Source organism: Enterobacter sp. CPE_E863 (assembly GCF_046521465.1).
Taxonomy (GTDB): Bacteria; Pseudomonadota; Gammaproteobacteria; order Enterobacterales; family Enterobacteriaceae; genus Enterobacter; species Enterobacter adelaidei.
This window is the reverse complement of the sequence record NZ_JBKFZX010000001.1, coordinates 309,891-323,247: the sequence shown is the minus strand read 5'-3', so window position 1 is coordinate 323,247 and position 13,357 is coordinate 309,891. Positions and strand designations below refer to the sequence as shown.

Genomic DNA, 13,357 nt, shown 5'->3' with positions numbered 1-13,357 from the left:
GTCACACGGAAAGCTGCTGTCGGGTCGTTTCCGGCAGCAGTTCAACCGCCTGCTTGTACGATGCATCCACCAGATAGTAAATTTGCGAGCCCGGCAGAGAACCGTCGAGGTAGACAGTGCTCCAGTGAGCCTTGTTGAGATGCTGGCTCGGTCGGACGTCATGGTGCTGCTGACGTAATAAATCAGCCAGTTCCGGGCTGGTTTTCAGTGCAGCCGCCGGACGGCCTTCAACCTCTTTCACCATCGCAAACAGCACGTCAGCCACTTTGATCTGCGTGGCTTTCCAGTCGCTGTGGACGCTTTGTTCCGCGCCGGGCTTACTCATGCAGTACTGGAGTATCTCCGAAATTGTCATCTTAGCTCCCCTCTAAATGGGTTGGACACGGCCTGAGTTCCTGCCTCTTTAAGTGTGCAGCAAGACGACAAAAGGTAAACCCGGCAGGCGTGATTTGTACAAAAAACCAGCATACCTCAGTATTCAGAATTAACAATCACCTCTTCACCAAATTTCCCGGCCATCGGCAGTGGTCGATAGGTCGAATTAGAGGCGCGTAACACCCTGATCCCTCTTGCCCCTACATCATGCGCAGCGGTGATATCGTTATCAGAATCGCCATAAAACACTTTGATATTTTTCTGCTCCAGCCACTGCGTTTTGCTGTTCTGACCGGGTTTATCTCCCGCAAAAATGACCGGATTCATGTTGGCGGCAGGGATCAGAAAATCGTCCTGCAAGGTTTTAGATACTGTTTCCGTTTTGGTCTGGCTGCGTCCGGTAACAAAGTAAATGCTGTCGCCGCGCTTAACATGCATGGCAATAAGCGATCGGGCGACCTCTTTCGGGATACTGAACTCATCCCAGCCGTTGTTCATTTTTTCCCAGAACTCCGGGTTTTTCAGATAGTCTTCGCTGTCCGGTGAATATGTTTTCTTACCGCGCCAGAAACCCGGGCTTGAGAACAGGACGGTATCGTCAATATCGAAGCCCACGGCCATTGGCGGACGCCCCATCAGACTATTTTCGATTTGTGCCACAGAGACCCAGTGAACAGGCGCCTGCTCGGCAAGGATGGCGGCGGTGGTTCCGGTGTAAAGCGGTGTCGGTGCGGAGGCTCGCGCAACGACTGCGCTATTAAGCGAGAACAATAAGCAGGCGGCGCTGAGCGCCAGTGTGATCTTGCGCATGTTTTCCCCTGAATATTCAGTTTGTTATCGTTTTATTTTGAGCGAATGGTCAAAAAACTATCCGACCATAACCCCAGCGGGAAGCGAAGGAAAGGAGTTTTTGCTTATGGATCAGCGAAAAAGAAGAAAGATCACATTCTCTCTTCTGAAAGAAGAGAGAATGTGATCACTTACTTACATTACAGCGGCAAAGGCCTTCGCCACGCGCTGAACATTGCTGGCATTCAGCCCCGCCACGCACATACGGCCGCTGGCAATCAGATAGACGCCGAACTCTTCGCGCAGACGATCGACCTGAGCGGCACTCAGGCCGGTATAGCTGAACATCCCGCGCTGCTTGAGCAGATAGTCGAAGTTATGGCCCGGCACGGCCTCTTTCAGGACGTTAACCAGCTCCTGACGCATCGCCAGAATGCGCGTACGCATTGATTCCACTTCAGCAAGCCAGGATGCTTTCAGTTGCGCATCACCAAGAACCGTGGCGACGACCTGCGCACCAAAGTTTGGCGGGCTGGAGTAAATGCGGCGCACCGTCGCCTTCAGTTGACCCAGCACGCGGCTGGCGGCTTCGGCATCTTCACACACCACGGACAGACCGCCGACGCGTTCGCCGTACAGAGAGAAGATTTTAGAGAAAGAGTTACTCACCAGCGCCGGCAGACCTGCGCTGGTAACGGCGCGAATGGCGTAAGCATCTTCTTCCATGCCTGCGCCAAAGCCCTGATAGGCAATGTCGAGGAACGGGATCAGATTACGCGCTTTCAGTACCTCAATTATTGCATCCCACTGGTCATTAGTGAGGTCCGCGCCGGTCGGGTTATGGCAACATGGATGCAGCAGCACAATACTGCGCTCCGGCAAGGTGTGCAGTTTTTCCAGTAATGCCTCTACACGCACACCGTTGGTTTCGTTGTCGAACCACGGATAGGTCGCGACCTTAAAGCCTGCGCCTTCAAAAATCGCAACATGGTTTTCCCACGTAGGATCGCTGACCCACACCCCGGAATCCGGGAAGTATTTTTTCAGGAAGTCTGCGCCGACTTTTAGCGCACCCGATCCGCCAAGCGTCTGGATGGTGGCGACACGTTTTTGCGCGAGCACCGGATGATCGGCACCAAACAGCAGCGGCGCGATAGTGTTACGGTAAGTATTTAACCCTTCCATCGGCAGATAAAGCGATGCGCCATGTGGTACAGCGTTAAGGCGTGCTTCAGCTTCGGCAACGGCTTTTAATTGAGGAATAATGCCATCCTCGTTGTAATACAGACCGATGCTGAGGTTCACTTTGTCGCTGCGAGGATCTTCTTTGAAACGCTCCATTAAGGAGAGAATGGGGTCGCCGGCATAGGCGTCAACTTTCTGAAACACGCGATGATTCTCCGGAATTCGATGAGGCAGGAATTTCAACAATAAACCGGATATGGCAGAAGATCGAGGGGATGTTAATAAACGTGGAGTGAGAGTAACACTCTCACTCCAGCTATAAGTTAATCTATGTACTTCATCGCCACCCGTGATGTCAGGCGTGTAATAAGTTCGTAAGCACTCACTTTCGTGATTTCAGCAATGCGTTCAACGGGCAAGCCTTCACCCCACATCACCACAGCGTCACCCGCTTTCTCCTGTGCTTCCGGCCCCAGATCGACGCAAATCATGTCCATCGCCACGCGACCAACAATCTTCACTTCACGGCCATTGACCAACACTGGCGTACCCGACGGTGCGGCACGTGGATAGCCGTCACCATAACCCATCGCCACAACGCCCAACCGGGTATCACGCTCGCTGATCCAGGTTCCACCGTAGCCTACGGGTTCACCCGCTTTGTGCTCACGCACGGCAATCAGGTTAGACACCAATGACATCACCGGCTGGAAGCCAAAATCCGGTCCCCAGGGTTTGTTCTCCAGCGGCGATACGCCGTAAAGAATAATGCCCGGACGCGCCCAGTCGAAGTGGGATTGTGGCCACAGCAAAATACCGCCAGACGCGGCAATAGAGCGCATTCCCGGCTTACCTTCGCAGAAGGTATTAAAGATATCGAGCTGTTGTTCGGTCGCACCACATTCAGGCTCGTCGGCACGAGCAAAGTGACTGACGATGTTCACTGGCTGGCGCACATTTTTGCACTGGCATAAACGCTGATAAAACGCTTGTGCGTTTTCCGGACGGACGCCCAGTCGGTGCATGCCCGTATCGAGCTTCATCCACACGGTTACCGGCTCGCTCAGTTCGGCGGTCTCCAGCGCAGCCAGCTGTTCTTCGTTGTGAACGGCGGTGTGCAGGTGCTGATCGGCAATAGTGGGCAAATCAGTGGCTTCGAAAAAGCCTTCCAGCAGCAAAATGGGTTGTGTGATCCCACCCGCACGCAGTCGGATGGCTTCTTCAAGACGGGCGACGCCAAAGGCGTCGGCATCGGGGAGCGTTCGCGCGGTCTCAAGAAGACCGTGTCCGTAAGCGTTCGCTTTCACGACTGCAACGAGCTTACTGGCGGGAGCCAGTTCACGCAGACGTTGCAGGTTGTGTCGCAGAGCGCGGCGGTTAATGACTACTATTGCCGCTTGCATTTGAATTCCTTAGAAATTACTCATCATCATATTGAGGACCGGCATAGTTGTCGAAACGCGACCACTGTCCGTTAAAGGTCAAACGTACCGTACCGATTGGGCCGTTACGTTGCTTACCAATAATAATTTCGGCGATCCCTTTCAGGTCGCTGTTCTCGTGATAAACCTCATCACGGTAAATAAACATGATTAAGTCAGCATCCTGCTCGATGGAGCCAGACTCACGCAGGTCGGAGTTGACCGGGCGTTTGTCGGCGCGTTGTTCCAGGGAGCGGTTAAGCTGGGAGAGCGCCACCACCGGCACGTGTAGCTCTTTGGCTAATGCCTTGAGCGAGCGGGAAATCTCTGCAATTTCCAGCGTACGGTTGTCGGAGAGCGACGGCACACGCATCAGCTGGAGATAGTCAATCATGATAAGGCCAATACCGCCGTGTTCACGGGCGATACGGCGCGCGCGGGAGCGCACTTCCGTCGGTGTCAGGCCGGAGGAGTCATCGATATAGATATTGCGTTTATCCAGCAGAATCCCCATTGTGCCGGAGATCCGCGCCCAGTCTTCATCGTCGAGCTGGCCGGTACGGATACGGGTCTGATCCACGCGAGACAGCGACGCTAGGGAACGCATCATGATCTGTTCTGATGGCATCTCAAGACTGAAGATTAAAACAGGTTTATCCTGCAACATCGCCGCGTTTTCGACGAGGTTCATCGCAAATGTTGTTTTACCCATTGATGGACGCGCCGCGACGATGATCAAATCCGACGGCTGCAGACCGGCGGTTTTCTTGTTGAGATCGTCATAGCCGGTATTCACACCGGTCACACCATCATGTGGCTGCTGGAACAGCTGTTCGATACGCGCAACGGTAGCATCAAGCACATCGGCGATGTTTTTCGGCCCTTCGTCTTTGTTCGCGCGGCTTTCGGCGATTTTAAAGACGCGGGACTCAGCGAGATCGAGCAGATCTTCACTGGTGCGACCCTGCGGATCAAAACCGGCCTCGGCGATCTCATTCGCCACCGAGATCATCTCACGAACTACAGCACGTTCACGCACGATATCCGCGTAAGCACTGATATTCGCCGCACTTGGCGTGTTTTTCGATAATTCTGCCAGGTAGGCAAACCCACCGACGCTGTCCAGTTGCCCCTGTCGCTCCAGCGATTCCGCAAGTGTGATCAGGTCAATCGGGCTACCCGACTCCTGCAGACGCGCCATTTCGGTAAAGATATGACGATGCGGTCGGGTGTAGAAATCCTCAGACACCACGCGCTCAGCGACGTCGTCCCAGCGTTCGTTATCCAGCATTAAACCGCCCAACACCGACTGTTCCGCTTCAATCGAGTGCGGCGGGACTTTTAAGCCTGCGACCTGGTAATCACGTTCGCGAGGTTCAGTCTGTTTGTTGAAGGGTTTGTTTCCTGCCATAGTGAATGGAGTTACCGAGATAAAGAGTGGGTCGAAAGATTACCATATTTTTCTTACGGAGGGAGCATGGCAACGCGCATTGAATTCCAGAAACACGGTGGGCCAGAAGTGCTGAAAGCGGTGGAATTTACCCCAGTAGCACCAGGCGAAAACGAAGTTCAGGTTGAAAACAAGGCCATAGGTATCAACTACATTGATACCTATATTCGCGGAGGCCTCTACCCGCCTCCGTCACTGCCGAGTGGCCTGGGTACCGAAGCGGCAGGAGTGGTTATCAAAACTGGCCGCGCCGTTAAGCACCTTAAAGAGGGCGATCGCGTGGTGTACGCCCAATCTGCTCTGGGGGCATACAGTTCCGTCCACAACGTCCCGGCGGATAAAGCCGCCCTGCTGCCCAACGCCATCTCCTTTGAGCAAGCTGCAGCCTCATTTCTGAAAGGGCTTACGGTCTATTACCTGCTGCGTAAAACCTACGAAATTAAACCTGACGAGCAGTTCCTGTTCCATGCTGCTGCGGGTGGTGTGGGGCTGATCGCGTGTCAGTGGGCAAAAGCGCTGGGGGCGAAACTGATCGGTACCGTGGGCAACGCGCAAAAAGCGCAGCGCGCATTGCAGGCGGGAGCCTGGCAGGTGATTAACTATCGTGAAGAGAACATCGTCGAGCGGCTGAAAGAAATCACCAACGGCAAAAAAGTGCGGGTGGTGTATGACTCGGTAGGGAAAGACACCTGGGAAGCGTCTCTCGATTGCCTGCAGCGCCGCGGGCTAATGGTGAGCTTCGGGAATGCATCAGGCGCTGTGACCGGGGTTAACCTTGGTATTCTGAACCAGAAAGGCTCACTGTATGTGACTCGCCCTTCGCTGCAAGGTTACATCACTAACCGGGAAGAGCTTGAGGAAGCCAGTAACGAGCTGTTCTCGCTGATCGCCAGTGGGGTGATTAAAGTGGATGTGGCAGATGCACAGAAATATCCGCTTGCCGATGCACAGCGCGCGCATGAGGTACTTGAGAGCAGGGTGACGGAGGGTTCAAGTCTGTTAATTCCCTGAATCCAGAAAAGAAATTGGGCTTCCCTGAGGAAGCCCTTTCTTTTTTTAGTTCGGCTGTATGTAGGGTACAGCTCGATGAATTCTTTAGCGGCAGTCATAGTGACAGATTCGATAAGTAAATCCTATTCTGTTCTAAGCAATGCCACCAGAAAAGTTACAAGTATGTGACGAACCCCTCAATACCTTAGTAACGAAAGCGGTTATTGCTCTGATAAGTGGACACTTTTGGCGTTTTAATCGCCCGTATCACCCACACCACCACAATAGCCAGCAGTAGCCACGGCAACAGCTTGATCGTCAGGGCAAATAATCCGCCGATAAACATCACCACCGTGGCGACAACGATAGCGGCCAGAATGCCGAGCAGCGAAACGCCTGTGGCTAATAGCATGACGAAAAAGCCAATCACAAAAAGTAGTTCCAGCATATTTTTCTCCCACACGCTCCTGAGTAATGCAGTAACCATTACAAAAAGCATGCCAAAACTAACTCATTGTTCTTAAAGCAAAACGCCCCGCAAAGATTTGCAGGGCGTGGTGAATTTGACCATCTTTTAGCGAAATTTATCGCTTATCAGCCACCAGTCTCAGCGCATGTTCCAGCACCTCGATGTCGGCACCGGCTTTATGCGCGTTCTCGCTCAGGTAACGTCGCCACTGACGCGCTCCCGGAATACCCTGGAAAAGGCCAAGCATGTGGCGGGTGATATGGCCAAGATATGTGCCGTTGCTCAGCTCGCGTTCGATGTACGGATACATGGCACGAACTACCGCAACCGGATCGGTATCTGCGCCTTCTACACCGTAGATTTCGCGATCGACCGTCGCCAGAATGCCCGGGTTCTGATACGCCTCGCGCCCGACCATCACGCCATCCATATGTTCCAGATGCGCTTTGGCCTCTTCCAGCGACTTGATGCCACCGTTGATTGACATCGTCAGGTGCGGGAAGTCACGCTTCAGCTGATACACGCGCGGGTAGTCCAGCGGCGGGATCTCACGGTTCTCTTTCGGGCTGAGGCCAGAGAGCCAGGCTTTTCGCGCGTGGATGATAAACATCTCGCACTCACCTTTCCCGGATACCGTATTGATAAAGTCGCACAGGAATTCGTAGCTGTCCTGGTCGTCAATGCCGATACGGGTTTTGACCGTGACCGGAATGGAGACGACATCGCGCATCGCCTTAATGCAGTCCGCCACCAGCTGTGCGTTCCCCATCAGGCACGCGCCAAACATACCGTTTTGCACGCGGTCAGACGGGCAGCCAACGTTGAGGTTGATCTCGTCGTAGCCACGCGCTTCTGCCAGCTTCGCGCACTGCGCCAGCGCGGCCGGATCGCTGCCGCCCAGCTGCAGGGCAACCGGATGCTCCTCTTCGCTGTAAGCCAGATAGTCGCCCTTACCGTGAATAATTGCCCCGGTGGTCACCATTTCGGTGTACAGCAGCGTATGGCGGGAGAGCTGACGCAGGAAGTAGCGGCAGTGTCTGTCCGTCCAGTCGAGCATTGGCGCAATGGAGAAACGGTGTGCAGGGAAAGCAGTCTGTAATTCTGACGACATGGCGAAGTTTTAAGCATCTGGTGAAAAGGGGCGCTACTATAGCACAAAGAAAAGCCGGAGGCGCAGCGCCTCCGGTGGACTTTAGAACGTCATGCTCAGTTGCGCCCCCGCGCCCCAGGTTTCGTCTTCACCATACAGACCCATCAGGTCGATATGAACCGTGTTAAGCGGTGCAAAGCCCACACCTGCGGTAAAGACATTGCTGTCATTGTCTTTCACATCAGCACGATAACCTGCGCGAACCGCCAGCCAGCTCAATGGCGTCACTTCCGCACCCACGCCAACATATTGGGAGTTCTCTTCGCTTTTAAAACCTTTGGTTTCGGTCAGGTCACCATCCGCCGTCAGCGTCAGGAGATCGGTATGCCAGGCCGCACCCGCCGTAACGACAGGGCTGATTTGGTAAGTATCGCGCACGCCATCCACCTCTTTGGTGTCGATATCACGCGAGAACAGGTTTTTACCGGTCAAACCCACCGTCCAGTTTTCGCCGAAATCAGCAGCAAGGCCGGCATCAACGTTAAACCCAGTATCGTCGTTGCGATAGCGACTGCTGTTGATATCGCCACTGTCAAAGTTGTAGATCGAGACCGTGTAGTTGTAGAGCCAGGTCTGTTGCAGCTTAGGAGTGATACCCACGGAAACAGGCACGCCGCTGATATCAAACTGACGCGCCACTGCAACGCCATAGTCTGAAACGATTGCAGCACGACCAAAACCCTTTGATTTCAAATCATTCGGGTCAACCCCAAATACGGCCGCCGGAACGGCTTCCACCGCGCGCAATTTGTCGATATCGCCCTGATCGATGTAAGAACTCACGCGAGCACGCGCATTGGCTTTGGCCACGAAAGCCACTGAGAGCACGTCATTAGGAATACTTACAGCGATCCCACCTCCCGCTTTACCGCTGGCGGTTTTCCCTTTCAGTGAATCCAGTTGATCGGCAAGGTCGCCTGCGGCGGCAGAGACCTGCCGCGATGCAGCACTGGAAGGATTAAGGAGATCGATAAGATTGATATTATCCAGGGTCCTGCGATAGGCGCTGACATCATCACTGATGTCATCAATCTTATCGCGCAGGTTGTCTTTGTCTGAAATTTGCGCACCGATAGATGGCAGGATCAGCGTGATACCATCGTCAGGTTTCGCCTTTGCAAGCAACGCCGGGTTGATTAATACCCCGCTGCCATAGCTCCCAGCCGCGACCCCCGTCCCCCCCATCGCATCGCTACGTGCTTCTGTCCAGGTATTGGCTGCTCCGGCCTGATTTGCCATAAACAAGGAGACGGCGATGCTAACCACCGAAAATTTAAAATGTTTTTTCACAGTATGCTCGTCTTATAGTCTGTTATGAAATAACCCCTGTCTGTTATCACTCAAACAGGTACGAACTATTGCTGTGAATAAGTACAAAAAGACCCGCTATTTCCTTAAGTTAAATTCTAACCAGACCTGTTGTAATTTGTGACGGCCCTCAATATTTATAGAAGAGGAAATTATTTTTTCCCAGGTTTTCCATCATGTGGCCCAAAAAACTGGGGCGGGTGATCGACCCAGCGATCTTCTCGCGTGGCGGCATACACTGGGTTGAGCGGATAGTAGATGCGGTTGTGCTTCTTGTTGGCTTCGCCAACTACCAGGAGTCGAACCTCTTCGTCCGTGTTGTTGATAAAGGTGTGGCAGACGCCGGTTCCGGCGGGAAAACCTACGCTATCGCCGGGTTCAAGTTTCCACAAATAGCCATTAATCCAGGCTTCAGGATACCCTTCAAGCACGTAAATGAACTCTTCTTCGTCGCTTTCCGCATGGGGATAGGATGTCCGACGTCCGGGGGGTAAACGCTCATGATGGATACCAATACGCCCTAGCCCGAGCTTGCGAGCCAGCGGCGCACCGATGGAAAAACGCTCGTCGCTGTCGGGATAGGTTGAGTTATCAGCGCCTTCCACGTCGCGCCAGTGTCGAATACAGTCAGGTCTTTTCATTGTTCGTTTCCCGGTTTGCAATGCGTCAGGTATAGCACAGACAGGCGGATCTCGGTGTTTTTACCAGAACATGATAAAGTGAGGGTTTTCCGTCCTATAACATCCGGGGTGCTAAATGGATAAGTCCACAAAAGAGCTGTTAGCGCAGGCCGAAAAGCTCTGCGCGCAACGCAATGTGCGCCTGACTCCGCAGCGCCTTGAGGTATTACGCCTGATGAGCCTGCAACAGGGAGCCATCAGCGCGTACGATCTGCTCGACCTGCTCCGCGAAAGCGAGCCGCAGGCCAAACCGCCTACGGTGTATCGCGCGCTCGATTTTCTGCTGGAACAAGGGTTCGTGCATAAGGTTGAATCCACAAACAGCTATGTGCTGTGCCACCTGTTTGACCAGCCAACCCATACATCAGCCATGTTTATCTGCGACCGCTGCGGCGTGGTAAAAGAAGAAGGGGCTGAAGGTGTTGAAGACATTATGCATACGCTGGCGGCCAAAATGGGCTTTGCCTTGCGTCATAATGTTATTGAAGCACATGGGCTGTGCTCTGCCTGTGTCGAGGTGGAATCATGCAGCCATCACGATAAGTGCCAGCACGACCACACAATCGTTGTGAAGAAAAAACCTCGCTAGCAATGAAAAAGGCGGCTCATGGCCGCCCTCAGGGTGTACTTCCTTGTACTTTCGGGTATAACCCGGTTACCAGCGGTAGTCGTTGCGTTTTTCCCAGTCGCCAACTTCCTTTTCCGCCTGGTCTTTTGCGTAGCCGTAGCGTTCCTGGATTTTACCGACAAGCTGATCGCGTTTACCTTCAATGACGGTCATATCGTCATCTGTCAGCTTCCCCCACTGCTCTTTCGCTTTACCTTTGAACTGCTTCCAGTTGCCGCTGATTTCGTCTTTATTCATCATCGTGTCCTCTTGTTAAGCGTCGGGTCGCAACGTCCGTTACGTTCTTTTCTGCTGGACGTGATAATAATTGTAGTTAAGGATTCTGCAGCTATTTTGATATTCGGAATCTTTAACCGTCACGATATATCGTGATGGGAAGGCAACCAGGTATTATTTCGCCAGTGACGGCGCCAGATAAAGGCCAGAGACAGGCCCCGCAACGAGAGGAAAACGGCCAACGCCAGCCACAAACCATGATTGCCAAGCCAGGGAAGCGTCAGCAGCGTCAGACCAAACCCTGCAGCTGCCACCGCCATACTGTTACGCATTTCGGCTCCGCGCGTAGCCCCAATGAACATGCCGTCCAGCAGATAACACCAGACACCGACCACCGGTAAGATCACCTGCCAGATGAGATAGTGGCTCGCCAGTTCACGCAGTGTGGGAAGTGAGGTGAGTAATGCAATGATCTGCTCACCAAAAACGGCATAAACCAGCGCAAATGCCAGTGCCACCAGCCCCGACTGACGACAGGCTGCCCGCCAGACATCCTGAAGCTGCCCGCTTTCGCGCGCACCGTACGCCTGCCCGGAATGTGCTTCCACAGCATAGGCAAAACCGTCCAGCGCGTAGGCGGTAAAGGTCAGTAGCGTCATCAATACGGCATTGACCGCGACGATGTCTGGCCCCAGCCGAGCCCCGAAAACCGTCAGCGCACCGAAACAGAGCTGAAGGAAAAGTGAGCGCAGCATGATGTCGCGGTTGAGTGCCAGCAGCTTACGGATATTGCCGCGCCATGCGGTTTTGAGTAGCGCAAGAGAGATCCCGCGCATCGCCAGCACGCGCCAGACCATCCACAGACCGATGATAAAAGTCCCGTATTCGGCAATTGCCGTCGCCAGTGCAGCCCCCTGCACGTTCATATGCAGACCCATTACCAGCCAGACATCAAGCACAATGTTGAGAAGGTTTCCCACCACCAGCAAAATGACGGGCGCGCGGGCATACTGCACGCCCAGTAACCATCCCAGCAGAACCAGGTTAGCCAGCGATGCCGGCGCACTGAGCCAGCGGATTTCAAGGAAACGTCTCGCCTGCTCCAGCACCGCCTCGTTACCGCCAACGATGTGAAGCGCGAGGTCAATCAGGGGCGAGCGCAATACAACGATTAATGCCCCCGCACCAAGCGCCAGAATGAGCGGCTGCACCAGCGCGCGCGCCAGACGCAGCGGATCTCTGGCACCATACGCCTGTGCCGTGAGCCCGGTAGTACTCATGCGCAAAAAGAGCAGCAGCATAAACAGGAAGCTGGTTGCCGTCGCGCCAATCGCCACGCCGCCAAGATAAACAGGTGAATCCAGATGACCAATAACAGCAGTATCGACCAGACCCAGCAAGGGCACGGTAATATTGGAGAAAATCATCGGCAGTGCAAGACGCCACAATGCCTTATCTGATGCCGTCAGCAGTGACATGAAAAATACCGGGAGAGGTAAAGGAAGCAGGCTACAGCAACGCCGTAGCCTGTCAGGAAGAGATTACAGCCATTCGCCGTTGCGAATCACCCCTACTGCCAGCCCTTCGATAGAGAAGTTCTGTTCGCGAAGATCCACCACAATCGGGGAGAATTCGCTGTTTTCAGGCAGCAGCTGTACGGTATTACCCTGTTTTTCAGACGCTTAACGGTCACTTCGTCATCAATACGCGCGACCACAACCTGGCCGTTTCGCACATCCTGCGTTTTGTGAACCGCAAGCAGATCACCGTCAAGAATACCGATGTCTTTCATCGACATGCCGCTTACGCGCAGCAGGAAATCAGCGCTCGGTTTAAACATCCCCGGATCGACCTGGTAGTGGCCTTCAATATGCTGCTGTGCCAGTAAAGGCTCACCGGCAGCAACACGCCCCACCAGCGGAATGCCCGTCTCTTCTTCCACCAGCAGGCGGATACCGCGTGACGCGCCCGAAACAATCTCAATCACGCCCTTACGCGCCAGCGCTTTCAGGTGTTCTTCGGCAGCATTCGGAGAACGGAAGCCCAGACGCTGAGCGATTTCCGCACGCGTGGGTGGCATACCCGTCTGGCCGATATGATCCCGGATGAGATCAAACACCTCTTGCTGCCTGGTCGTTAACGCTTTCATTCCGCCCCTGGGTGTATATACAGTTATGCTGTGAGTATATACAGTCAAAGGCGATTTTGGAACCAAAAACTGCACAAAAAACCAGGGACTTAATTATTCCTCGAGGCTCATCGGAAATGTGACCAAAGCAGCGTGACCCAGGTAATGACCGCAGTAATAATCGCCAGCAACACGGCAGCGGAACCCATGTCTTTTGCCCGGCCAGAGAGCTCGTGGAAATCTGAACCAATCCGGTCAACAACGGCCTCAATAGCGCTATTGAGAATTTCCACTATCATCACCAACAGTACGGAGCCGATGAGAAGAACGCGTGTTATTGCATCAATATCAAGGAAGCAGGCGATAATCACCGCGATGATAGCGGCGACGCCCTCCTGGCGAAAGGCGGCTTCATTGATCCATGCGGCACGGAAACCTTTCCAGGAATAGCCGGCGGCTTTGATGATTCGGGTTAACCCAGTGGTATTATTGGCCATTAAAAGAACCTTTTATTGGAAATAGCGTCAGTAACTAGAGTGGCAGCGCGTTTCGCTGCCGCCTGAAGTAT

General features: G+C 53.7%; 14 protein-coding genes and 2 pseudogenes. 2 read left to right on the top strand and 14 right to left on the bottom strand.

Annotated features, from left to right (window positions below):
* Position 1 precedes the first annotated feature (1 nt).
* The 5 genes from ACLHV8_RS01545 to dnaB form a co-directional block, all read right to left on the bottom strand.
* Positions 2 to 355 (bottom strand): MmcQ/YjbR family DNA-binding protein, encoded by a 354-nt coding sequence (locus tag ACLHV8_RS01545; protein WP_049007732.1) that lies wholly within the window; start codon positions 353 to 355, stop codon positions 2 to 4.
* A gap of 116 nt (positions 356 to 471) precedes the next feature.
* Entirely contained in the window at positions 472 to 1,185 is a 714-nt protein-coding gene (aphA, locus tag ACLHV8_RS01540; protein ID WP_028017930.1) for an acid phosphatase AphA, read from the bottom strand.
* A 174-nt stretch (positions 1,186 to 1,359) separates the two neighbouring features.
* A complete protein-coding gene (gene tyrB / locus ACLHV8_RS01535; protein WP_208594811.1) occupies positions 1,360 to 2,553 on the bottom strand; it encodes an aromatic amino acid transaminase in 1,194 nt (397 codons plus the stop codon).
* A 119-nt stretch (positions 2,554 to 2,672) separates the two neighbouring features.
* On the bottom strand, positions 2,673 to 3,752 hold the full coding sequence (gene alr / locus ACLHV8_RS01530; protein WP_410376740.1) for an alanine racemase: 1,080 nt from the start codon (positions 3,750 to 3,752) through the stop codon (positions 2,673 to 2,675).
* Positions 3,753 to 3,768: 16 nt separating this feature from the next.
* Complete coding sequence (dnaB, locus tag ACLHV8_RS01525) at positions 3,769 to 5,181, bottom strand: replicative DNA helicase (RefSeq protein ID WP_208594810.1); 1,413 nt, start codon at positions 5,179 to 5,181, stop codon at positions 3,769 to 3,771.
* Between the two features lie 66 nt (positions 5,182 to 5,247).
* On the opposite strand from dnaB, the gene ACLHV8_RS01520 reads away from it, so the two are divergent.
* Positions 5,248 to 6,231: a quinone oxidoreductase gene (locus ACLHV8_RS01520; protein WP_028017933.1), complete on the top strand. Its 984-nt coding sequence runs from the start codon at positions 5,248 to 5,250 to the stop codon at positions 6,229 to 6,231.
* Positions 6,232 to 6,415: 184 nt separating this feature from the next.
* Here ACLHV8_RS01520 and pspG read toward each other — a convergent pair whose 3' ends face one another.
* The 4 genes from pspG to ACLHV8_RS01500 all read right to left on the bottom strand — a co-directional run bounded on the left by pspG (position 6,416) and on the right by ACLHV8_RS01500 (position 9,778).
* Positions 6,416 to 6,658 carry an envelope stress response protein PspG gene (gene pspG, locus ACLHV8_RS01515; RefSeq protein WP_208594809.1) on the bottom strand — a complete coding sequence of 81 codons (243 nt, stop codon included), beginning with the start codon at positions 6,656 to 6,658 and terminating at the stop codon, positions 6,416 to 6,418.
* 136 nt (positions 6,659 to 6,794) lie between these two features.
* Positions 6,795 to 7,790 (bottom strand): tRNA dihydrouridine(20/20a) synthase DusA, encoded by a 996-nt coding sequence (gene dusA, locus ACLHV8_RS01510; protein WP_028017935.1) that lies wholly within the window; start codon positions 7,788 to 7,790, stop codon positions 6,795 to 6,797.
* A gap of 81 nt (positions 7,791 to 7,871) precedes the next feature.
* Positions 7,872 to 9,119, bottom strand: coding sequence for a conjugal transfer protein TraF (locus ACLHV8_RS01505; protein WP_208594808.1), 1,248 nt, complete (start codon positions 9,117 to 9,119; stop codon positions 7,872 to 7,874).
* 170 nt (positions 9,120 to 9,289) lie between these two features.
* On the bottom strand, positions 9,290 to 9,778 hold the full coding sequence (locus tag ACLHV8_RS01500) for a cupin domain-containing protein (RefSeq protein WP_049007735.1): 489 nt from the start codon (positions 9,776 to 9,778) through the stop codon (positions 9,290 to 9,292).
* A 115-nt stretch (positions 9,779 to 9,893) separates the two neighbouring features.
* Here ACLHV8_RS01500 and zur point away from each other — a divergent pair, with 115 nt between their 5' ends.
* Entirely contained in the window at positions 9,894 to 10,406 is a 513-nt protein-coding gene (gene zur, locus ACLHV8_RS01495; protein ID WP_028017938.1) for a zinc uptake transcriptional repressor Zur, read from the top strand.
* Between the two features lie 66 nt (positions 10,407 to 10,472).
* On the opposite strand, the gene ACLHV8_RS01490 is transcribed toward zur, so the two are convergent.
* From ACLHV8_RS01490 to ACLHV8_RS01470, 5 genes and pseudogenes are all read right to left on the bottom strand, one after another.
* Positions 10,473 to 10,682: a CsbD family protein gene (locus ACLHV8_RS01490; protein WP_028017939.1), complete on the bottom strand. Its 210-nt coding sequence runs from the start codon at positions 10,680 to 10,682 to the stop codon at positions 10,473 to 10,475.
* Positions 10,683 to 10,730: 48 nt separating this feature from the next.
* Positions 10,731 to 10,805, bottom strand: a pseudogene (locus ACLHV8_RS01485) (hypothetical protein); the annotation flags it as partial.
* The gene (dinF, locus tag ACLHV8_RS01480) at positions 10,802 to 12,139 is read right to left on the bottom strand and encodes an MATE family efflux transporter DinF (RefSeq protein WP_208594807.1); all 1,338 of its coding nucleotides are present in this window, start codon (positions 12,137 to 12,139) and stop codon (positions 10,802 to 10,804) included. The pseudogene ACLHV8_RS01485 and the gene dinF, both read right to left, overlap by 4 nt.
* A 63-nt stretch (positions 12,140 to 12,202) precedes the next feature.
* A pseudogene (gene lexA / locus ACLHV8_RS01475) lies at positions 12,203 to 12,810 on the bottom strand (transcriptional repressor LexA).
* Positions 12,811 to 12,917: 107 nt separating this feature from the next.
* Positions 12,918 to 13,286 (bottom strand): diacylglycerol kinase, encoded by a 369-nt coding sequence (locus ACLHV8_RS01470; RefSeq protein WP_028017941.1) that lies wholly within the window; start codon positions 13,284 to 13,286, stop codon positions 12,918 to 12,920.
* Positions 13,287 to 13,357: the final 71 nt, after the last annotated feature.

Excerpts from the sequence above, each read along its gene's own strand:
- ACLHV8_RS01545 (WP_049007732.1), bottom strand. The coding sequence starts at position 355 with ATGACAATTTCGGAGATACTCCAGTACTGCATGAGTAAGCCCGGCGCG.
- dinF (WP_208594807.1), bottom strand. The coding sequence starts at position 12,139 with ATGTCACTGCTGACGGCATCAGATAAGGCATTGTGGCGTCTTGCACTG.
- dnaB (WP_208594810.1), bottom strand. The coding sequence starts at position 5,181 with ATGGCAGGAAACAAACCCTTCAACAAACAGACTGAACCTCGCGAACGT.
- ACLHV8_RS01490 (WP_028017939.1), bottom strand. The coding sequence starts at position 10,682 with ATGAATAAAGACGAAATCAGCGGCAACTGGAAGCAGTTCAAAGGTAAA.
- aphA (WP_028017930.1), bottom strand. The coding sequence starts at position 1,185 with ATGCGCAAGATCACACTGGCGCTCAGCGCCGCCTGCTTATTGTTCTCG.
- pspG (WP_208594809.1), bottom strand. The coding sequence starts at position 6,658 with ATGCTGGAACTACTTTTTGTGATTGGCTTTTTCGTCATGCTATTAGCC.
- zur (WP_028017938.1), top strand. The coding sequence starts at position 9,894 with ATGGATAAGTCCACAAAAGAGCTGTTAGCGCAGGCCGAAAAGCTCTGC.
- ACLHV8_RS01520 (WP_028017933.1), top strand. The coding sequence starts at position 5,248 with ATGGCAACGCGCATTGAATTCCAGAAACACGGTGGGCCAGAAGTGCTG.
- ACLHV8_RS01470 (WP_028017941.1), bottom strand. The coding sequence starts at position 13,286 with ATGGCCAATAATACCACTGGGTTAACCCGAATCATCAAAGCCGCCGGC.
- alr (WP_410376740.1), bottom strand. The coding sequence starts at position 3,752 with ATGCAAGCGGCAATAGTAGTCATTAACCGCCGCGCTCTGCGACACAAC.
- dusA (WP_028017935.1), bottom strand. The coding sequence starts at position 7,790 with ATGTCGTCAGAATTACAGACTGCTTTCCCTGCACACCGTTTCTCCATT.
- ACLHV8_RS01500 (WP_049007735.1), bottom strand. The coding sequence starts at position 9,778 with ATGAAAAGACCTGACTGTATTCGACACTGGCGCGACGTGGAAGGCGCT.